This window comes from Stenotrophomonas sp. STEN020, assembly GCF_056760195.1.
This window is the reverse complement of the sequence record NZ_JBRREI010000037.1, coordinates 26,965-48,436: the sequence shown is the minus strand read 5'-3', so window position 1 is coordinate 48,436 and position 21,472 is coordinate 26,965. Positions and strand designations below refer to the sequence as shown.

General features: G+C 64.0%; 16 protein-coding genes. 1 reads left to right on the top strand and 15 read right to left on the bottom strand.

The window, feature by feature from the left end:
- Positions 1-120: 120 nt before the first annotated feature.
- The 3 genes from trpA to trpB are packed head-to-tail and all read right to left on the bottom strand — an operon-like array spanning position 121 to position 2,790.
- Entirely contained in the window at positions 121-921 is an 801-nt protein-coding gene (gene trpA, locus ACVOLZ_RS15300) for a tryptophan synthase subunit alpha (RefSeq protein ID WP_481516877.1), read from the bottom strand.
- Between the two features lies 1 nt (position 922).
- The gene (locus ACVOLZ_RS15295; protein ID WP_481516876.1) at positions 923-1,570 is read right to left on the bottom strand and encodes a hypothetical protein; all 648 of its coding nucleotides are present in this window, start codon (positions 1,568-1,570) and stop codon (positions 923-925) included.
- A 2-nt stretch (positions 1,571-1,572) separates the two neighbouring features.
- The gene (trpB, locus tag ACVOLZ_RS15290; protein WP_282266633.1) at positions 1,573-2,790 is read right to left on the bottom strand and encodes a tryptophan synthase subunit beta; all 1,218 of its coding nucleotides are present in this window, start codon (positions 2,788-2,790) and stop codon (positions 1,573-1,575) included.
- A 94-nt stretch (positions 2,791-2,884) separates the two neighbouring features.
- On the opposite strand from trpB, the gene ACVOLZ_RS15285 reads away from it, so the two are divergent.
- A complete protein-coding gene (locus ACVOLZ_RS15285) occupies positions 2,885-3,775 on the top strand; it encodes a LysR family transcriptional regulator (RefSeq protein ID WP_481516875.1) in 891 nt (296 codons plus the stop codon).
- A gap of 172 nt (positions 3,776-3,947) precedes the next feature.
- Here the strand turns inward: ACVOLZ_RS15285 and ACVOLZ_RS15280 are convergent, their stop codons facing one another.
- The 12 genes from ACVOLZ_RS15280 to aroC form a co-directional block, all read right to left on the bottom strand.
- Entirely contained in the window at positions 3,948-5,045 is a 1,098-nt protein-coding gene (locus ACVOLZ_RS15280) for a toxic anion resistance protein (protein WP_481516874.1), read from the bottom strand.
- A gap of 63 nt (positions 5,046-5,108) precedes the next feature.
- Positions 5,109-5,831 carry a hypothetical protein gene (locus ACVOLZ_RS15275; RefSeq protein ID WP_481516873.1) on the bottom strand — a complete coding sequence of 241 codons (723 nt, stop codon included), beginning with the start codon at positions 5,829-5,831 and terminating at the stop codon, positions 5,109-5,111.
- On the bottom strand, positions 5,824-11,184 hold the full coding sequence (locus ACVOLZ_RS15270) for a DNA repair ATPase (protein WP_481516872.1): 5,361 nt from the start codon (positions 11,182-11,184) through the stop codon (positions 5,824-5,826). The genes ACVOLZ_RS15275 and ACVOLZ_RS15270 overlap by 8 nt, the downstream gene beginning before the upstream one ends.
- Positions 11,185-11,325: 141 nt before the next feature.
- Entirely contained in the window at positions 11,326-13,326 is a 2,001-nt protein-coding gene (locus ACVOLZ_RS15265) for a flotillin family protein (RefSeq protein WP_481516871.1), read from the bottom strand.
- The gene (locus tag ACVOLZ_RS15260) at positions 13,323-14,015 is read right to left on the bottom strand and encodes a hypothetical protein (protein ID WP_481516870.1); all 693 of its coding nucleotides are present in this window, start codon (positions 14,013-14,015) and stop codon (positions 13,323-13,325) included. Before ACVOLZ_RS15260 ends, ACVOLZ_RS15265 begins: the two co-directional genes overlap by 4 nt.
- 214 nt (positions 14,016-14,229) lie before the next feature.
- Complete coding sequence (locus ACVOLZ_RS15255; protein WP_481516869.1) at positions 14,230-14,889, bottom strand: phosphoribosylanthranilate isomerase; 660 nt, start codon at positions 14,887-14,889, stop codon at positions 14,230-14,232.
- Complete coding sequence (gene truA / locus ACVOLZ_RS15250; RefSeq protein WP_481516868.1) at positions 14,886-15,659, bottom strand: tRNA pseudouridine(38-40) synthase TruA; 774 nt, start codon at positions 15,657-15,659, stop codon at positions 14,886-14,888. The genes ACVOLZ_RS15255 and truA overlap by 4 nt, the downstream gene beginning before the upstream one ends.
- A 45-nt stretch (positions 15,660-15,704) precedes the next feature.
- Positions 15,705-16,064 (bottom strand): VOC family protein, encoded by a 360-nt coding sequence (locus ACVOLZ_RS15245; protein ID WP_481516867.1) that lies wholly within the window; start codon positions 16,062-16,064, stop codon positions 15,705-15,707.
- A gap of 12 nt (positions 16,065-16,076) precedes the next feature.
- Positions 16,077-17,942 (bottom strand): type IV pilus assembly protein FimV, encoded by a 1,866-nt coding sequence (locus ACVOLZ_RS15240; protein ID WP_481516866.1) that lies wholly within the window; start codon positions 17,940-17,942, stop codon positions 16,077-16,079.
- 117 nt (positions 17,943-18,059) lie between these two features.
- On the bottom strand, positions 18,060-19,085 hold the full coding sequence (locus tag ACVOLZ_RS15235; RefSeq protein WP_481516865.1) for an aspartate-semialdehyde dehydrogenase: 1,026 nt from the start codon (positions 19,083-19,085) through the stop codon (positions 18,060-18,062).
- Between the two features lie 82 nt (positions 19,086-19,167).
- Complete coding sequence (locus tag ACVOLZ_RS15230; RefSeq protein WP_481516864.1) at positions 19,168-20,220, bottom strand: 2-hydroxyacid dehydrogenase; 1,053 nt, start codon at positions 20,218-20,220, stop codon at positions 19,168-19,170.
- Entirely contained in the window at positions 20,213-21,310 is a 1,098-nt protein-coding gene (gene aroC / locus ACVOLZ_RS15225; protein WP_481516863.1) for a chorismate synthase, read from the bottom strand. Before aroC ends, ACVOLZ_RS15230 begins: the two co-directional genes overlap by 8 nt.
- Positions 21,311-21,472: the final 162 nt, after the last annotated feature.

The following is a 21,472-nucleotide window of genomic DNA, read 5'->3' as shown; positions in this document are numbered from 1 at the left end:
GCCATGCTCGGCAAAGGGCCTTGCCGGGAAAGCCCCTTGCCGAGCAAGGCTCGGCACTACGCTGCATCTTTACCGGGAAAGCCCCTGCCGAGCATGGCTCGGCACTACAGGTGATGCCGTTCAGCGATCCAGGGCTTCGCGCAGCGGCTTGAGGAACGCTGCAGCCGCAGCCACCGGATCCGCCGTCTCAGTCATTGCTGAGACCAACGCACTACCGACCACCACGCCATCGGCATCCACCGCCATCGCCGCCGCGCTGGCCGCGTCCTTGATGCCGAAGCCCGCAACTACCGGCGCGCTGGAACGGCTGCGCAGCAGGCGCAGGCGCTCACCGGCCGCGGAACTGTCCAGGCGCTCGGAGGCACCGGTCACGCCGGCAAAGCTGACGTAATACAGATAGCCCTGCGCGGCCTGGCACAGGCTGTCCAGGCGCGCATCGCTGCTGGTCGGCGATGCCAGCAGAATCAAGGCCAGTCCAGCTTCGGCAAACGCGGCGCGCGGCTCATCGGCCTCTTCCGGCGGCAGATCGACCAGCAGAATGCCGTCCACACCAGCTGCCACAGCCTCTTCGGCATAGCGCGCATAACCGCGGATCTCAACCGGATTGAGATAACCCATCAACACCACCGGCGTGGTCGTGTCGGTCTGACGGAAGCGCGCCACGGTATCCAGCACGTATTGCCGCCCTGCCCCGCGGGCCAAGGCGCGCTCGGAGCTGCGCTGGATGGTCGGGCCATCGGCCATCGGGTCGGAGAACGGCACACCCAACTCGATCACATCGGCACCGGCCTGAACCAGTGCATGCATCACCGGCACGGTTGCCTCCAACGAGGGATCGCCAGCGGTGATGAAGGGAATCAGCGCCTTGCGGCCAGAGGCGCGCAGGCGGGCGAAACATTCGTCAATTCGGGCAACAGCCATCTCAGGCACATCCTTCAATCAGTTCGACTGCGTCGGGCTGGCCCCAATAGATAGAGGTAACCAGGCCATTCAGTGTTTCCAGGCGCAAGGCCAGCTTGGCGGCCTTGTCGGTCCAGGTGAGGTAGTCCCCGTCCGGTGAGGAATAGGCATGCGGACTGGTGACCACACCTGCTGGCAAATGTTGCTTGGCCTCGGCGACGGTCATGCCCGCCCACAGGCCGAACGGCAATGCCGCCGCACCGGCTGGCGCTGCGCTGACGCGCTGCCCAGGATCACCGGCTGCATCCACCTCGAAGCGGGCGATACGGTCAGCAATCACCATCATCGACATGCCTTCAGGCAGGCTGCCCTTGTCGTAATACTCGCAATCGCCTTCCATCACCTCGCGCATGCCAGCCGAGACGAAAGCCTTGTCGCCCGGCGCCTTGCCAAACGGCGCGCCGATGCGCAGCTCGCCCACCTGGCCAAGCTCGGCCGATGCGCTGAGGGCTGGCTTCGCAGCGGCTGCCGGTGTTACGGCGGCGGGCGTAGCGGGAACGGCCGGCGCAGCTACAGGCGCAGCGGTCGGCTCCGGCACAGGGGCGGACGGCGTACATGCAGCCACCCCCGCCGCCAGACCCAGCAACAACGGGGTACGCAGCAAGCTCACCATCACAGCACCAAGCCTTCGCGCGCGGCGATGGTGTGCACGTCCTTGTCGCCACGACCGGACAGATTGCACAGCACCAGCGCGTCCTTGGGCAGCTCGCGCGCAAGCTTGATCGCATGGGCGACCGCATGGCTGGATTCCAGCGCCGGCAGGATGCCTTCGATGCGGGTCAGACGATGGAAGGCAGCCAGCGCTTCTTCATCGGTGATGCCGACGTACTGGGCGCGGCCGGTATCGGACAGGAAGGAGTGCTCGGGGCCGACGCCGGGGTAATCCAGGCCGGCGGAGATCGAATGGGTTTCGGTGATCTGGCCGTCGTCATCGCACAGCACATAGGTGCGGTTGCCGTGCAGCACGCCGGGGCGGCCGGCCGAGATCGAGGCGGCGTGGCGGCCGGTGTGGATGCCATCGCCTGCAGCTTCCGCGCCGTAGATCTTGACCTCGCGGTCATTGAGGAAGGCATGGAACAGGCCAATCGCATTGGAGCCGCCACCGACACAGGCGGTGATCGCATCGGGCAGACGGCCGTAGTCCTCCAGCATCTGCGCACGTGCTTCGCGACCGACAATGGCGTTGAAGTCACGCACCATGCGCGGATACGGGTCCGGGCCGGCGACGGTGCCGATGATGTAGAAGGTGTCGCGCACATTGGTGACCCAGTCGCGCATCGCTTCGTTGAGCGCATCCTTGAGCGTGGCCGAGCCGCTGCTGACCGGCACCACGGTGGCACCAAGCAGCTTCATACGATAGACGTTGATCTTCTGCCGCTCGATATCGGTGGCGCCCATGTACACCACGCATTCCAGGCCCAGGCGCGCGGCGACTGTGGCCGAAGCCACGCCGTGCTGACCGGCACCGGTCTCGGCGATGATGCGGGTCTTGCCCATGCGCGCGGCCAGCAAGGCCTGGCCGATGGTGTTGTTCACCTTGTGCGCGCCGGTGTGATTCAGGTCCTCGCGCTTGAGCAGGATCTGCGCGCCGCCGACATCCTTGCTCAGGCGCTCGGCGTGGTAGATCGGGCTGGGACGGCCTACGTAGTGCTTCAGGTCCTTGTCATAGGCGGCAATAAAGGACGGATCGACCCGCGCCTGATCGTAGGCGGCCGCCAATTCCTGCAACGGCCCGACCAGCGTTTCGGCGACGAAGCTGCCACCAAAGCGGCCAAAGTGCCCACGCGCATCAGGGAAGGCGTGGAAATCGGAGATCGACGGATCAGTCATGACGTCACGGCTACACGGAACAGGCAAGCACTCTAACGCAGGGCTGATGACATAAAAATGGATAATTCGGCGATCACATGTTAGAAAAACTCACATGAAAAACAGCCAGTCCCTACCCTCGCTCAATGCCCTGCGTGCCTTCGAGGCCGCCGCACGCCTGCGCAGCGTCAGCCAGGCCGCAGCCGAGCTGCATGTCACCCATGGCGCGGTGAGCCGGCAGCTGCGGGCGCTGGAGGAAGAACTGGGATTGGTCCTGTTTGAACGCGACGGCCGCGGCATCCGCCCCAACGCCGCTGGCCATCGGCTACTGGAGGCGACTTCCGGCGCGTTCTCGCAACTGCGCGACTGCATTTCCTCGCTGCGCCGACCGCAGCGCAATGACGCCTTCGTACTCGGCTGCCCCGGCAGCCTGCTGGCGCGCTGGATGATCCCGCGCCTGCAGGACCTGCAACGCGACCTGCCTGGCCTGACCCTGCATCTGGCAGCACAGGATGGCGATTTCGCCCCGCGCCTGGACGGGCTGGATGCGGCGCTGATGCTGGGCCAGGCACCTTGGCCAAACGGCTGGCAGGTACATGCGCTGGCGCCCGAGCGGATCGGCCCGGTGTTCAGCCCCTCGATGCATGGCGCACATGTATTGGCCCGGCAGCCTGTCGATGCCGTGCGTGGTCATGCCCTGCTGCATACGCGCTCGCGCCCGCAGGCCTGGCCAACCTGGGCGGCCCGCAATGGCATCGATGCGGATGAACTGCGTTATGGCACCGGCTTGGAGCATCTGTATTACATGCTGGAAGCTGCGGTCGCCGGATTGGGCATTGCGATTGCGCCGGAGCCCTTGGTCGCCGACGACCTGGTCAATGGCCGCCTGATCGCGCCGTGGGGCTTTGTTGATACCGAAGGCTGCTGGGCGTTGTGTACAGCAGGCGACCAGCAGGACCCGCGTGTAGCTGCATTGGCGGAATGGCTACGCAAGCAGCTTTTGTAGGAGCGGCGTAAGCCGCGAAGCTGGCAATGCTTGAAAGGCCTGAGAGCTTACCCCTCCCCAACCCTCCCCTTTGCTACGCAAAAGGGAGGGGACAACGGCGCTGGCATCTGATGCACCTGTGGCTTCGCGGCTTACGCCGCTCCCACAACTGCCAACTGTGCCGCTCCTACATTCAACTTCCTTGCGTTGGCTGTGCCAACCGCTGCTGCACATCCTCGCGCAGGCGCGCCAATTCGACTTCCGCCTGCTGGCGCTGCTGCATGCCTTCGCGATGGATGCTGCGCACCTCTTCCACGGTGGCGATCAACTGCTCGTGCACATGGCGCAGGGTCGCCACATCGATCACTGCACGCTGGTTGGCCTTCGCTGTTTCCACCGAGGTCTGCCGCATCAAATCGGCATTACGGCGCATCAGCTCATTGGTGGCGTCGTCGATGGCATTGGACAGATCGACCGCGTTCTTCTGCTCGCCCAGCGACAGCTGGATGGCGAACTGGCGCTTCCACGACGGGATGGTGATATCGCGCACGGCGTTGAATTTCTCGATCAGCTGGATCGCATTGGCCTGGATCAAGCGGATCATCGGCAGCGACTGGTCGGCCGCATGCTGCATGACGGTCAAATCACCCACACGTTTGTCGAGCAGACGGATCGCGTTGTCGATCTCGCCACGACGGATACGTGATTGCGGATCTTCCAGACCAACAAGCGCATGCAACTCGTTGTTGAGCTCAGCCAGACGCTGCTTGCCGGCGGCGATGTGCAGGCCAAGACTCTGCCGCTCGTCGCGGACGATGGCGTGCATGCGATCGAACTCACCGACGCGCTGGCCCATCTGCGCCTGCTGCGTGCCGACATCGCGCAGCAGCTGTTCGATCTGCTGGTTGGTATCGCTGAACTTCTGCACCAGCTCGCCCTTGGAGGCGCGCATGCGGTCGATCAGACCGCCGATTACCGGCACCTTGGAACGCTCGTTCAAACCGTCGAGCTTCAGCGAGCGGGCAATGCGCACCACTTCACCAAGCTTTTCGCCTGATGCGTCCAGGTCGCGATTGCGCACGTGGTCCAGCAGCTGACTGGAGAACGCGGCACTCTTGCCCGCCGCCTCGCGGCCGAACACGTGCAGATTGCCCGGGCTGATGTCATCCAGCGTGCGCACGATCTGCGCGATTTGTGGACGGTCCGCTTCGCTCAAGCCCAAGGCGACCAGCATGGTGCCGTCCACATCAGCAGAGGGGCCGGCCGGCAGCGGCAACGAATCCTGGGTCATCAGCAGTTCTCCTTGAGCAAGTGGCGCGCCGCGGCGCGCGAGCAATCATGTGCAGGGTGGTTCTCAGCGCAGTCTAGCCTGCATGGCCCTCACCTCGTCCAGAATCCGTGCCTGCGCCTCGGCAGCCTGCGCCAGCTGGGCCTGCTTGTCGGCGGCATGTGCGGCCAGACTTTGCTGCCGCCAAAGCGGCAGTAGCACGTCGCGGATGCGCTGGTAGCGTTCGATCAGCTCCACACCCTGGGCATGCAGCAAACGCAGCTGTCCGCCCTCGGTACAACGCAGCTGGGCAAGCCCGCGCAGGTGCTGCAGACGACGCTGCAGCGAGGCCTGTGCCAGAGGGTCATTCGGCGCCGGAATCGCCTCACCGGCAGCCGCCCAATCCTCGATAGCCTCCACCGCCACCTGCATCCGGGCCATCTGCTGCAGATTTTGCTCCAACTCCTGCAGCAACGCCTGTACGCAGGCATCGGCACGCAGCAGGCAGACATCCAGTTGCCCCGCCAGTTGCTCAGCCCGCGCCTGCGCCTCGATATCGCGGCCCAACAAGCGGCCCAGCAATCCCACCGAACGACGGATCTGGCGTCCATCGGCCGCCGACATCGCCTGACGGATGTTGTCCATCTCCGCGACCAGCCGCTCCGCTGCCATTCCGGTCTGCGGCGTACCCAGCAACCGCTCGATCGCGACCAGCAGTTCCGCGCCGTAGCTGGCCACGGCCAGCGCATCATCGGCTTGCAGCGGCGGCTGCGGTGGCAGCGGCAACACTGGCGGCGTCACATCAGGCATCGTCCCGCGCTTCATTGCCACGACTGCCCTGCTGCCCCGGCACCACCACATTGCCGCCGTAGAAATGCCGCATCAGCGCTTCGTCCAATGCCTTCTCTTCCGGCGTGCGCGCGCGCCGCACGCGTGGTGCTGGCTTGCTGCCCGCGCCGCCGTCCTTGGACAGCCACTCCTGCAGCTGCGTGGCCAGGCCGGCCAGGGCATCGCCAATCTCGCCCTGGCGCTGCTGGGCTGCAGCCAATACCTGCAACAACGGGGTCAGATCCTGCACTGGTGCAACCGGCGCCACTGCAGCAGGCGGCGCTGCGACCACGGCCGCAGGACGCTCGGCAACCGCCTGCAACAGCGTCACGATCTGCTCCCACGGCGCTTCAACCTGTGCTGCGACCGGCGCGACCGATGCGGGCTCCTCAGCACGCAAACCCTGCAAGCCGCTCGCGATATCGGCCAGCTGCGCCACCATGCGCGCGCCGGTATCGGCATCGTCGCCACCCATCGCCTTGTCACGCATGAAGTCGCGCTTGATCTGCTCCCAGCGCGCCAACTGCGTCGCATCCAATACCTCGCGCAGCTCACCCAACTTGAGCAGGTTTTCCTCGGAACCGCTGGTAAGCAGCTGTGACTCACCCAGGTAATGATCAGTCACCAGCTGCTGCAGCTCCGCGGCATTCATCACCGGCGAAATCTTCTCCGACAACTTGTTCATGTTGCGGTAGCTGCCCTGCAGGCGGAACGGCGGCTCGACACGGTACTTGTCGGCCTGCGCGGCACTGGCGATGTATTGCTGGTTGACCCGGTACACCACCTCGCGCACCTGCATCAGCCGCTGCAGGGTGGCGACGATCTCGTTGATCTCCGCGCCGCTGTAAGCGTGGCTGAGCGCATTGGTCGACACCTCCTTGCCGCCAGCCTTGTCGACCAGCAGGTAGAGGTCGGCCAGATCGCGGGTCGCCATCGGCGCCAGCACCTGGCTGGAGGTCAGGCTGTTTTCGATATAGCTGAGTTTGAACGCCTCATCCATGCCGCCGAGCACATCGCCCAGGTTGTAGATGTCGGCACGGTTGGCCAGCATGTCCGGCACCTTGAACACTTCGCCAGACTCGGTGTACGGGTTGCCGGCCATCACCACGCAGAACTTCTTGCCACGCAGGTCGTAGGTCTTGGTGCGGCCCTTCCACACGCCTTCAATACGGCGCGTGCCATCGCACAGCGAGATGAACTTCTGCAGGAACTCCGGATGCGTGTGCTGGATGTCATCCACATACAGCATGGTGTTGTTTCCCATCTCCAGCGCCAGATTGAGCTTGTGCAGCTCCTGTCGTGAGGTGGCATCCGGTGCCTGTTCCGGATCCAGCGAACGCACTTCGTGCCCAAGGGCTGGTCCATTGATCTTCATGAAGACCAGACCAAGCCGGTTGGCCACGTATTCCATCAGCGTTGTTTTGCCGTAACCGGGCGGGCTGATCATCATCAGCAGGCCCATCAGGTCGCTGCGTTTGTTCTCGCCCACCGTGCCCATCTGCTTGGCGAGGTTGTCGCCGATGATGGGCAGGTAGACATCGTTGATCAGCTTGTTGCGAACGAACGAGCTCAATGGCCGCGCCTGGAACTCGCTCAGCCGCAGCGAGTCACGCTCGCGCGCACTGATGCGGTGACGCAAAGCTTGGTAGCGCTCGAAGCCGGGTTGGAACTGGCGGCGATGCGACTGCCAGCGCTGCAGGAAATCATCCACCGCCAATTGCAGATGGCCTTGGGCGACGCGCGGGTGTTCACCGAGCAGACCGCCAACATCGGCGATCAAGGTCACCTCGCGCACCTGGCTACGCAAAGCCCGCTCGCCGAGCAGCATTGCGGCGGCTTCCGGCACATAGCCGGCCATGGCGGCGAATTTCGGCTGGCCACACATCGCCTGCAACCATTGCAGCGCCTGCGCCCATTGCAGGACCAATCGCGTGTTCAGACGTTGCAGGCTGCGATCAAACGCGTCGGCCTGGCCAGCGGCCTGCAGCTGCTCGCGCAGACCGCTGAGCAGCTGCCGCGCATAGCCACTGAAGGAAAAAGTCGGCTCGCCATTGCCAAGCTCGGCCAGCAGATACTCGGCGGCCAACACCGGCACGCCGCTGTCGAACGGCAAGGCGTGCTCATCCTGGAATGCCGCCAATGCCAGCGCGATCTCCGCGCGCAAGGCTTCCAGTCCATCGCGCACATTGAACAGCTTGGCGATGGCGAATGCCCCTGCGGCACGTTCCAGCCACTGACTCACTTCCTCACGCTTGCCCTCACGCGCCCAGAACAACAAGGCAAGCGCGCGCGGGCCAGCGGCGTGCACCAGCGAACCGGCCGCCTGATACAGCGGTAAAACTGCCTGCAGGATCAGCGTCGCGTCGTGATCGTGGATGCCTTTCTCGTAGCCTTCGCGATAGCGCGGCGCAGCGAAATCGCGCACCCGCTTGGCCAACGCATCGGCTTGCGCGGCTTCGCGCAGCAGCAAATCGACACTCAAGCCATCGCGGCCGTTGATGGCAGCATCCAGCAGCAACCCAGCCAGATACTCGCCACGATAGAGCGCAGATGACTCCGAATCCAGCGTCACCGGCCAATAGTCGCGCAGCTCCTCCAGCTCCGGATCGACAATGGCTTCGTAGTAATCGGTGCCGGTCAGATGCACCGCCAATCCGTCGCCGCGCGGCAGGATGGTCAGATCCAGCGGCTGGGTGTTGACGCTGAAACGGTGTCGGCCGAGGCGGATGATATTGCCGCCACCTTCGAACAGATCACTACGATCACGCAGCGCCCGCACCGCTTGGTCACGCACGCCCTTGAGCCGCGATTCCACGTCATCGGCCTTGACGCTGTCCTTGTAGTCGCGCAGGCGCTCGGCCAGCTCGCGCAATTTCAGGATCAGCGGGTCACCGGCGAAGAAGGCATTCAGCTCATCAACGGTGGTGAAGCGCTCGGTACGCTTGGCCAGACCATCGAGGATGCGGTTGGCTGCGTCCAGTACCGACTGCGCCTTGCGCTGGCGCCCATCCAACAAGGTCTGCTTATGGGACTCGAAGGTATCGAGCAACTCCTCGCGTTTGTTGAGGATGTCGCCGAGGAACTGCTCGTGCTCGCCGAACTGGCTCTCCAGTTCTTCCAGCTGCACCATCAGCCGCGACAACTGCTCGTCGGCACGTTCCGGATCGGTCGCCAGCCCCAGAGCACTGGTGATGGCCTGGCTGAACAAGGAGAACTGGGCGCCGAACTGGGCTACGGCTTCGGCAGAACCCAGCGAGCGGCGGCGCTGATCTGCGCGTGCACGGGCCTGGTTGAGCTTGGCGTAGATCGAGGAAATGGCCTCGACCACACGTGTGCGTTGCGCGGCGTCATTCACCTTCAGGCTGGCCATCAGCTCGGATAGCATGTCCAGGTCGCCCGACATCACCTGCATCTGCGCGATCTGCTCGGACAGCTGCTTGGCGGTCTGCGCAACCTGCGCGGCAGCGTCCAGCTCCTGCAATCTATCGGCGAACGGCTGCAGCGCCTTGTCACTGCCCAGGAATTCACCCGCCGCCGCACCAACCCGGTCATGCGCCTCCTGCAAGGAGACGTTCATTGCATCGATGGCGGCGACGTCGACGTAACGGAAATCGCGCACGGTCAGCAGGCGGCCACGCAGCTTGCCGATATCACCCAGCGATTCGACGAACTCGCCGATCTTTGTCCAGTTCTGCGGCTGCAACCGCCCCAGCAGCGTCTTGTGCGCGGCGGTGACTTCGGCCATTGCCTGCGCCGATTGCTTGCGGATGCTCTCGACCTTTTCGTACTCATCGAGCATCGACTCGCCGGTCGCGCTGATCTCGCGCAACAGCGTTGCGGCGCCATCGCAGTTGGCGTCGTCCAGCCAATGGTGCACGTCGAACAGACGGCGTGCGTTGTGCGTAAGCAACTCATAGCGCGGCAGCGAGACCTCGCGACTGTCGATCTCACGACCAAGATCCAACAGATTGGAAATGCCGCGTACCAGCTCCGGGTTCCCAATGCGCGCCATGAAGCTGGTACCAGTCGGCGTGTGCGCGGCGAACTCATCACTGCTGAACGGGGTCTGCCAGACCTGCATCGGATGGACGCGGGTAGGCTCCTCGTTCTCGGCGTTGAACAACACCATGCGACCGTCACGCATGAAGGCGTAGCCCATGCCGAACACAGGATTCTGCAGCACACGCTGGATGCTGTTGTAGACGAACAGCGCCGACTTGCCAGCCTCGCGCTCGTAGAAGATGTACAGCATGTCCTCGCCATTTGGCGAGCGGATCGAGCGCTTGTAGCGCATACCCTGCATCGAGGCGTCGAACGCCTTGTGCTCGCCACTTTGCAGGTAATAGCCGCCGGGAAAGATGACGCCATGGTCATCGGGCAGCTGCACGCAGGCCTGCACGATGGCGTCGTTGCGCACCACCTTGCCGGTCAGCGTGTTGTAGATCAGGCCACGCCAGCTGTCCTCGCGGTAGGGCTGAATCTTCAGCAGGATCAGCGAACCGACCTTGGCGAAATCGATGGTTGCATCGTCCACCGACTGGGTACTGTCCTCAACCGGCTCGCTGTAAACGCCCTGCCCGGTCTCGGTGTTGTTCTCGACCTTGATGGTCAGGTCGCCACCGGTGGTCTCGACGAAGATCGCGTCGAGGATGTTCAGGTGCGGGAAGCGCCCCGTGATCAACATGTCGCGACCGGCACGGGCCCACTCGAAGTCGAACGGTGGCGGTAGCGCTATATCGCGCTCGCCACGTGCATCGATGTAGGTCAGCTCGCCACTGGGCGCCATTGCCCAGCGGAACACACGCACATCGGTACTGCGCTCGCCAATCTGGAACGACGCCAACAACTTGCCGTCGCGCACGATCAGCTGCAGCAGGCGCGCGTTCTTGTAATAGGCGTAAAGCTCGCCAAAATCATGGACGAAGCCGGCCTGTGCCAGGAAACTGGTCTTCAGGTCCACCGGGGTGACGTCATAACCCTCAGCGCCATCCACCAAGCGATACAGTCCGAACACGTCCTCGATACGGGTCTGTGTCTTCAGGCCGATGAAAACGTTGTAGCCGAATAGCAGCAGGTCATCGCCGACCTGGACCACGTCGCGACCCACGCAGTTGTTCTCACTGCGGATGCGGAAACGCCCGATCACTTCCATCCGGCTATCGCCGAACTCCTGCAGCCGGCGCTGGTTCAGCGCGTCCACCACCTCCCGCAGACGTGCGCCCTGATCACTCAGACGTTTACGCAGCACCTCATAGGCACCGCCCTGCGCCACCGCCTGATCGGCGATGGAGCCGCCTTCCGGCGTAGCGGCAGCGTCCAGATTTGTATCGGCCATCGGTAGTTCCCTGCTCTGACACCGGCAGACGCCGCCCTCAGGACGGAATCGCCGATGCCCTCATCCTCATGTGCCGCAAACTACAGACCTTGCGGCGCGCAACTGCCCCGCACGGTGACACCGCGCAGGGCATGCCTTCAGTCAGCCTGCGTCCGACTCCACTGCCGGCGTGTCGGCGATACGGCGTGCAGGCAATCCGCGTGCGGACATGTCCACACCGAGGAAGCGCTGCATCAGGTCCTGCACGATCGGGCTCTTGTCGGTCAGGCCCTCAATCGACTTGCCCAGCGATACTGCCTTGATCAGGTTCTCGAACATGCCGCCGTCGCCGCCGACCATGTCGATCTTGGCGTTACGCAACGCGCTGGCGATGACCTCGGCGTTCTCCTTGGTCACTTCCTTGCCGGCGTCGATGGTCGCCAAAGCCTGACGCAGACCGGTTTCCAGGGTCATGCGGAACTCTTCGTGGCCGCGTGCGGTATCGCCCAGCGAGTCGATGGCCTGGAACTTGCGGGTCAAGCCGTCGGCCTCGGCGAACAGCTTCTTCTCGATGACCGTGGCTTCGGCCACGCCCAGGGTCTCGGTAGCCGACGCCTTGGCGCGGCCCATCTGTTCTTCGCCCTGCGCACGCGCAGCCAGCTGCTCGGCCAATACCTTGGCCTCGGCGGTGCCCTGCTTCAGGTTGGCGTCGGCCATCGCATCGACCACGCGGGCTTCGGCAATACCGACCTTCTCGATCGCCAGCGCGCTGGCTTCCTTGACCTGTGCATCGGCAAGACCCGGCGCCGCGCGCTCGGCGCGCACACCATCGGCCAAGGCCTTCTTGGCTTCGGCCTGCTTGCTGGCCGCATCGAACTCGGCCTGCGCCAGCGTGGTGATCTCGACCGCGCGGTGCTTGGCAGCGGCTTCGCTGGCCTCGGCCTCCTTGACCTGCTTGAGCATGGCTTCCTGCGCCTGCGCTTCGGCTTCGAGAATGGCCACCTGCTTCAGGCGGTCGGCCTCGGACACCTGGCGCACTTCCTTGATGCGTTCTTCTTCCTGCGCCACGGTCTTGTCGATGGAGATGCGCTCGCGGGTGATGTTGGCCACATCCATCAGGCCCTGTTCCACCACCTTGTCACGCTCAACACCCTGCAGCTGCACTTCACGGTCAGTGGTGACCTGCTCCAGCTGGCGTGCGCGTGCGACACGCTCGACTTCGATGGCGACGGCACGCTGGCGGTTCTGTTCGGCCACTTCCACTTCGCGCAGCCGGTTCTGGTCGCGGATGTCGATCAGCTGCTGCGCTTCAATGCGCGCGTTCTCGGACAGCTGGCGCTGCTCCTCCTGCACCTTCAGGGTTTCCGCCTGCTCGCGGGCACGGATGGTATCCACCTCGCGCTTCTGCCGCGCTTCAGCCTCGGCCTGCTGGCGCTCAAGTGCCAGCGTGGCTTCCTTGGCTTCAACATTCTTCTTGGTGATGGCCAGGCGCTCGTTCTGTGCCAGCTCGTTGGTGATCACGTTCTGCGCGGCAGTCAGTTCGGTAATCTTGCGGATGCCTTCGGCATCGAGGATGTTGCTCGGGTCGAGCAGCGACTTGGGCGTCTGCTCCAGGTAGTCGATGGCCACGTCTTCCAGCGCGTAACCGTTCAAGTCATTGCCGATCACCGCAATGATCTCGTCGCGGAATTCCTGGCGCTTCTCGAACAGCTGGGTGAAGTCGAACTTCTTGCCCACGGTCTTCAGGGCTTCGGAGAACTTGGCGTTGAACAGGTCATCCACCGCGTTCTTGTCCGAGGCGCGGTCTGCACCGATGGCCTTGGCCACGCGCAGCACATCGGCCTGGGTTTCGTTGACGCGCAGGTAGAACGCCACGGTGATGTCGGCGCGCATGTTGTCGCGGCAGATCAGGCCTTCCTTGCCACGGCGATCGACCTGCAGGGTGATCAGGCTGATCTTCATGTGCTCGGCGCGGTACAGCACCGGAATGATCAACGCACCGGTGAAGTGCACCTTGGGCTGTGCGCTCATGTCATTGACGATCAACGCGGTGCCTTGGTCGACCTTTTTATAAAAGGCTTTGAACAGACCCGCCAAACCAAGGAAAAACACCAACAGGGCAGCCACCCCGATAATGAAAGGGGCCAGCGCAGCAGTACTCATCGGTGAATCTCCTTATCGCCTGATACTTCAGAGGGGAAAACGTCCAAGCCTGGCAGGTCGCTGTCGGCGACCACCAGGTAGTGATTCTTGTCGTGCAGGTATTCCACCAGCCTCACCCGCTGGCCACGTGCCAAACGGCTGCCGTCGCGGGTACGCACATGCAGGATCAAACCAGCGCCGCCATCGTCCATGCTCGCGTAGCCCTGCATGGCGGTGACTTCCGGCGAGGTCACCTGGGCAAGCCGGTCAAGGATGGACTCCTGGGCAACCGGCCGAAGCTTGAGCAACAGTCGACGTATTGGCCGCAGCACCCAGGCCGAAACCACCGCACCGGGAATCAAGGCGGCAATGGCCACCACCGTGCCCACACCCCAGCGCAAGGGCGCCGGCAAAGACTGCAGGAAGAAGAGTTGAACCAGATAGGTGATGGTCCAGCCGAAAAAGGCCAGCAGCAGCACCACCAGCATGGTCGGCGCACCACCGAGGCCGAGCCGCGCGAACATCGCGGCAATGCCGGTCGCGCCATGCTCACCTCCATGGGAATGAAAGTCGGCGCCGTCGCCGCTACCAATGCCACCGTCATCGACGATGCCGGTCGCGGCCAGCAACCAGTAGATGACAGAAAACGCAAACACGACGCTGTAAGGCAACGTCGGATACGACAGCGCTACTTGCAAAAACTCCGCCATGCACACTTTCCTTGTGGCGCCCAGCTGCCTTGCGGGAGCTGCCCCAGCATTGACGCTGTGACGTTACATCCCCTCCCCGCTGGCATCCGTGCTTGTCGCCGAGAACCCCATCATAAGGGAATCAGGCCGGGCATGAACTGCAGGTATTTCCCAAAGAGTGCCGCAAGTCCTGGTACCGCAATGTGAAACGCGTCAACGCGCGCAACGGGCGTATTCAGTCCTGCTCGACATGCAGGTCGGCACGGCGCACTTCTTCGACGAACTGGCGCATCTTGTAGCCGTCCTTGATCCCCGGCGAGACCTCGATGCCGCTGGAAACATCCACGCCCCAGGGCTGGGTGGCGAGAATGGCGTCATGCACGTTTTCCGGGCGAATACCCCCGGCCAGCAGGTACGGACGGTGCACGCCAGGCGGAATCTGCGACCAGTCAAACGCCACCCCGGTGCCGCCGCTGCCGCCGGCCACATGGCTGTCGAACAGAAAACCGGCCGCATGCGGGTACATCTGGTGCAGGCCCCGCGCGGTGACTTCGCTACGCCCGCCCATCGCAATCGCCTTAAGGTAAGGCATGTTGAAACTGCGACAGAACGCATCGTCCTCGTCGCCATGGAACTGCAGCAGGGTTGGCCGCACCGCGCGCAACACCTCGCGGATCTCCTCGCGATTGTTGTGCTGGAACAAGGCCACCACTTCCACCATCGGCGCGATTGCCTGACGCATCGCACGCGCCTCCGATGGTGCAACCCGGCGTGCGCTGCCCTTGGCAAAAATGAAGCCGACTGCGTCCACGCCCAGCTCACTGGCCAGACGGATGTCACCAGCGCGGGTCATGCCGCAGAATTTGATGCGGGTGCGAAACAGCGTACGGCTCACAGTGTCACCTCGTCCGGCAGCTTCCAGTGCTCAGGATACAGCGGTCCGACGAATACCAGGCCTTGTGGCGGTGCAGTCGGGCCAGCCAGATTGCGGTCACGTCCGGCCAGCAATTCCCCAATCCAGCTTTCGGGCTTTTCCCCGGCGCCCACCATCATCAGTGAGCCGACGATATTGCGCACCATGTGATGCAGGAAGGCATTGGCCTGGACCTCGACCTCAACCACTTCCCCCTGGCGATGAATGGCTATCGATTGCAGCTCACGGCGTGCATGCAAGGCCTGGCACTGCGAACTACGAAACGCGTCGAAATCATTTTCGCCGAGCAGGGCCTGTGCCGCGCGATGCATGGCATCTGCATCCAGCGGCCGCCGGTCCCAGCTCAGGATCTGCCGGTACAGTGCCGGCCGTACCTGACGATTGAGGATGCGATAGCGATAGCGGCGCGCCTTGGCCGAGAACCGTGCATGGAACTCATCCACCACCGGTACACACCAGCGCACACAGATTGAAGGCGGCAGCCGCGTGGTGGTACCCAGCACCCAGCCACGCGGGGCGCGCTCGACATCGCTGTCGAAATGCACGACCTGGCATTCACCGTGCACGCCGGCATCGGTACGGCCGGCACACACAACACTGATCGGCGCATTGGCGACCGAGGACAATGCCTCCTGCAAGGTGGCTTGCACACTCGCACAGCCGTGCTCGCCAAGCTGTTGCCAGCCCTTGAACTCGCTGCCGTCGTACTCCACGCCCAGCGCATAGCGCATCATTGAACCTCTGTTTTTGTTGGGGCCGTTGGACCCATGCGCAGCTCAGTCGCTGTCGCGTTCGGACCACACAGCCAGTTCGTTGCCGCCTGGCTCCAGGAACTGGAAGCGACGGCCGCCGGGAAAGGTGAAGGTCGGCTTGACCACGTCACCACCCTGCGCTGCGATTTCGGCAAGCAGCGGGCCCAGTTGTGCGGCATACAGCACCAGCAGCGGCGCACCCACACTGGTAGTCGCCGGTGTGCCGCGGAAGAAGCCGCCCTGCAGCTCACCATCATCAAAAGCAGTGTAATCCGGGCCGTAGTCCTCAAAACTCCAACCGAATACCTGCTCAAAAAAAACACGACTCGCCGCAGGGTCGCGCGAGGCGAATTCCACGTAATCAATCCGCCGTTCGCGCTTCATTGCAGTTCTCCGTCAGGCCATGCGGCCAAGTAGTTCCAGTGCTTCGCCGCGTGCCTGCGGATCAGCGCTGGCAGCAACTTCGTTGAGCAAGGTGCGGGCGGTCTCGGCGTCGCCCAGATCCAGGTAGGCGATGGCCAACTCCAGCCGCTCACGGCCAGCAGGTGCCGGGGTCAACGGCGCAACCGTAACCGCAGCCACGTCACCAGCCAGCCAATCGGCCTCGTCGGCCGCAGCCGGCTCCGGCTGCACTGGCGCGGGCTCGGCGATGACATCAAAGTTTCGCGAGGCCTCAAACAGCAGCACCGGCTTGTGTGCGACCGCCGGCGCAGGGGCCGGCAGCACCGGCTCCACGCGTGCGGGCGGGCTGGTTTTCAGCCATGCCGGCATCGGTTCTTCGTAGGGTTCAGGCTGTACTTCCGCAGCGATAGGCAGCGGCTGGGCATCCAGCTCGTCGTGCGGATCGAATTCGTCCACTTCCGCTGTATGCGACGACTGCTGCGCAGCAGCGGCGCCCATCACCGGCATCGCTGCGGCCAGGCCTCCCGCTGCGAAATCAGCGCGCGGGGCGGCCGGCAGCGGCTTGCGCCGACGGCCCAGCACCCAACCCAACGCCCCCAGCACCAGCAGTGCCAGGCCCAGCCAGATCCAAGCAAACGAGCCGGCGCCATCGCGCTTGGCCGCCTCACCCAACTGCTGCTGGGCAGCAGCCAGGTCCGAATCCTTCATCGCGATCAGCGATTGCTGCTGCTTCTGCAGCTTTTCGAGTTCGCCGACGCGATCGCGCAGTTCCTGCAGCTCCGCATCACGCGTTGCCAGCTCTTCCTTGGCTTGCTGCAGCTGTTCGTTGGCCAACATGTCACCCTCGCCACCGGCATCGAGTCCGGTCGTCATTCCAGCAGTCTGTTGTGCGCCGGCCACGGCCGGGGCGATCTCCAAGCGTGCACCGCTGGGGCCTGCGCCCACCGCTGCCGGCGCAGCGGCCTTGGCCGGTGCCACCGCTGCATCGGCAACCGCCGGCTGCGGGATCGGCGCGCGTGCCTGCCGCCACTGCGCGGCCTGGTCACGAACGATGGCTTGTGCTTCGGATGCATCCACCCGCGCCAGCTCTTCCTGCGCCGGGGTCCGCAGCACCGCGCCCTGCTTGAGCAGGTTGATGTTGCCGCGGATGAAGGCTTCCGGATTGGCGCGCATCAGCGCGACCATGGTCTGGTTCAAGGACGCGCCGCTCTCACGCGACAGCTCGCGGGCGATCTGCGACAGGCTCTGGCCGCGTTGCACGGTGGCAAGCTGGCCTTCGCTGCTCATCACCGGCGCCGCTGCGGCGCGAGATGCAGGCGCCGCGGCAACCGGCTGCGCCAGCGCAGGCCTTGCTACAGGCGCAGCAGGCACCGGCAGCTCGGGTAGCGGCTCGGGTTCGCGCACGATCAGATTGGACTGCGCCGCTGCCGGCGCTTCGATCACTGGTTCAGCCACCGCGGTTGCGGCTTCTGGCGCAGACACCAGCGCCGAGTATTCGCGAACCAGCCGGCCCTGGCCCCAATCGACCTCGATCAGGAAGCCCACCGACGCCACCTGCACCGGCGCGGCGCTGGTGACACGGATCACCGCACGGCCGTCACGGTCCTGCGCAAACTGGAATTGCAGTTCTCCTACCAGTCCGGTCGGCGCAGCCAGGCCAACGCGTTCGAAGGTAGCCGCAGATGCCAGCCCCGCCTTGGCGTTGTCGAGCTCACTCGCATCACTGGTAATGACCGGTATTTCAGCCAGCAAGGGCTGTCCCGGCTTGGACAGGACGCGGATATTGCCCAGCCCCAATGCCATTGCTGTGCTACTGAACAGCGCCAGGCCGAGAACCAGCACACCTTGTAATGAGCGCATCGCGCCCCCGCCCCTTGGTTTCATGGCGGCCAATATAACGGCTGACCCGCCTTTCGAACACCGCTGTACCGCCTATATGCAACGACGCCGGCATCAAGCCGGCGTCGCTGGGAGGCATCAGCCGCCGTTGGCGACCAGTTCGGCGACCTGCACGGCATTGAGTGCGGCGCCCTTGCGGATGTTGTCGGCCACCACCCACATGTTCAGGCCACGCGGGTGCGAGATGTCCTCACGGATGCGGCCGACATAGACCGGATCGGTACCCGAGGCATGGGTAACCGGGGTCGGATAGCCACCGGCCTTGCGCTCGTCCACCACCTTCACGCCCGGTGCGGCGGCCAGCAGTTCACGGGCCTGCTCGGTGGTGATCTTCTTCTTGGTCTCGATGTTGACCGCCTCGGAGTGGCCATAGAACACCGGCACGCGCACCGCGGTGGGGTTCACCAGGATGCTGTCGTCGCCGAGGATCTTGCGGGTTTCCCAGACCAGCTTCATTTCTTCCTTGGTGAAGCCGTTGTCGAGGAACTCGTCGATATGCGGGATCAGGTTGAAGGCGATCTGCATCGGGAACTTCTTCGGTTCGATTTCCTGGAAGCCAAGCAACTGCGCGGTCTGCTTGCCCAGCTCTTCCATACCGCTCTGGCCTGCGCCGGACACCGACTGGTAGGTGGCGATGTTGATGCGCTCGATGCCGTACTCGCGGTGGATCGGCGCCAGCACCGGCATCAGCTGCATGGTCGAGCAGTTCGGGTTGGCGATGATGCCGCGCGGACGGTTCTTGGCGGCTTCCGGGTTGACCTCGGACACCACCAGCGGCACGTCGTCGTCGTAACGGAAGGTCGATGAGTTATCGATCACCACCGCGCCAGCAGCAGCAAACTTGGGCGCGAATTCCTTGGAAATGCCGCCACCAGCGGAGAACAGGGCGATCTCGACGCCGGCCGGGTCGAAGGTGGCCAGGTCCTGGATGGTGATCTTGTCGCCTTCAAAGTCGACCTGCTGGCCGGCCGAACGCTCGGAGGCGAGCAGGGTCAGCTTGCTGATCGGGAAATTGCGCTCGGCCAGGATGGACAGCATGGTCTGGCCGACAGCGCCGGTGGCGCCAACAACGGCTACATGGAAACGACGGGCTTCATTGCTCATGGAGATACTCGAGATATTGGAGGGGGTAGACACACATCGAGCCAGGTTCGGGGAACCTCCAGCGCACGGCTGCCGAGGCTCCCTATCGTTTTTTGTCGTCGATTTTTTTGCCGGCCACGGCAATGCGCGCGGTGCCGTTGTTCAGCAGTTCGGTATTGATGGCATTGACCGGCTTGCCAGCATCCGGGCCGATGCCCAGACCAGCCAGCAGGTTGTCCACCGCCACCTGCACCATCGCCCGGCGCGTGGCCAGTGATGCGCTTCCGATATGCGGGGTGAGCACGATGTTGTGCAGCGCCAGCAGTTCCGGGCGCACGTTCGGCTCGTTCTCATAGACGTCCAGCGCAGCCGAGGCCAGCCGACCATTGGCCAACGCGTCGACCAAAGCCAGCTCATCGACGATGCCGCCGCGGGCGATGTTCACCAGCGTGGCGGTCGGCTTCATCTTCGCCAGCGCGGCGGCATTGATTGTGTGGTGGTTCTGCGCGGTATACGGCAGCACCAGCACCAGGTGATCAACGCTGGCCAGCAACTCATCGAAACCGACGTAGCTGGCGCCGACCGCCTGCTCCTGCTCGGCAGGCAGCTGCGAACGGTTGTGGTACAGCACCTTCATGCCAAAGCCGTGGTGACCACGGCGGGCAATGGCCTGGCCGATGCGGCCCATGCCGAGAATACCCAGCGTACTGCCGTGCAGATCAGCACCAAGCATGGTGGTGAACGACCACTGCCCCCACTTGCCGTCGCGCAGCCAGCGGTCAGATTCGACGATGCGGCGGGCGGCCGCCATCAGCAGCGAGAAGCCTAGATCAGCAGTGGTTTCGGTAAGTACGTCAGGCGTATTGCTGGCAACGATGCCGGCTGCACTGATCGCAGGGATATCGAGGTTGTTATAGCCGACGCCGACGTTGGCGATCATCTTCAACGCGGGCGCATTGGCGATTTCCGCCGCGCCGATATGCTCATTGAGGGTAAGCAGCACACCGTCCATATCGGCCAGATGCGCGCTCAAACCCACACTGTCATGCGCGGTGACGTCTGTTGTGGCAACCACGTCGCAGTACGCCGCCAGCTGCGCGACGGTATCGTCGAACAGGGGCTGCGATACCCATACGCGGGGCCGACGATCAGCCATCGAGCTGACCGGGGATGCGCGGACTCATGTCGCCAACGTCGCCACACTGGCCGCGATGGCGCATGGCCTGATCCATCAGCACCAGCGCCAGCATCGCCTCGGCGATCGGTGTGGCACGGATGCCGACGCAGGGGTCGTGGCGACCAGTGGTGATGACTTCCACCGCGTTGCCGGCCGTATCCACGGTGGCACCGGGCAGGCGCAGGCTGGAGGTCGGCTTGAGCACCATCGATGCGACGATCTGCTGGCCGGTGGAAATACCACCGAGGATGCCGCCGGCGTGGTTGGACTGGAAGCCCTGCGGGGTAATCAGGTCACGGTGTTCGGTACCTTTCTGCGCGGCGCTGGCAAAACCATCGCCGATCTCCACACCCTTGACCGCATTGATGCTCATCAGCGCAGCGGCGATATCGCCATCGAGCTTTCCGTAGATCGGCTCGCCCCAACCCGGCGGCACGCCATCGGCAACCACGGTCACGCGCGCACCGACCGAATCACCGGACTTGCGCAGCGCATCCATATAGGTCTCCAGTTCTGGCACCTGATTGGCGTCGGGCCAGAAGAAGGGATTGTCTTCGACCGCGCTCCAGTCGAAACCGGCCGGGGTGATCTCGCCGAGCTGCGACAGGTAACCGCGCACGCTGACGCCGAAACGCTGCAGCAGCCACTTCTTGGCGACCACGCCGGCGGCTACGCGCATGGTGGTTTCACGCGCAGACGAACGGCCGCCACCGCGCGGGTCACGGATGCCGTATTTCTGCCAGTAGCTGTAGTCGGCATGGCCCGGACGGAACTGCTGGGCGATGTTGCTGTAGTCCTTGCTGCGCTGATCGGTGTTGCGGATCAGCAGCGCGATCGGCGTACCAGTGGTGCGGCCCTCATAGACCCCGGACAGGATCTCGACCTCATCGGCCTCACGCCGCGCCGAAGTGTGGCGGCTCTTGCCGGTGGCACGGCGCTGCAGATCGTGGGCGAATTCTTCGGGGCTGATTTCCAGACCGGGCGGACAACCATCGATCACGCAGCCGATGGCCGGCCCGTGGGATTCACCGAAGGTAGTGACGCGGAGGAGTTGTCCGAATGTATTCAATGCCGTTGTGCTCTTGCGGTTGCTCTTGCGGTTGCTCTTGCGGTTGCTCTTGCGGTTGCTCTTGCGGTTGCTTTGATGCCGTCATTCCCGCGAAGGCGGGAATCGCTCTTGCTCTTGCTCCTGATTGTGCTCTTACCTCACGCCAGCCCAGCAAAGGCCGGG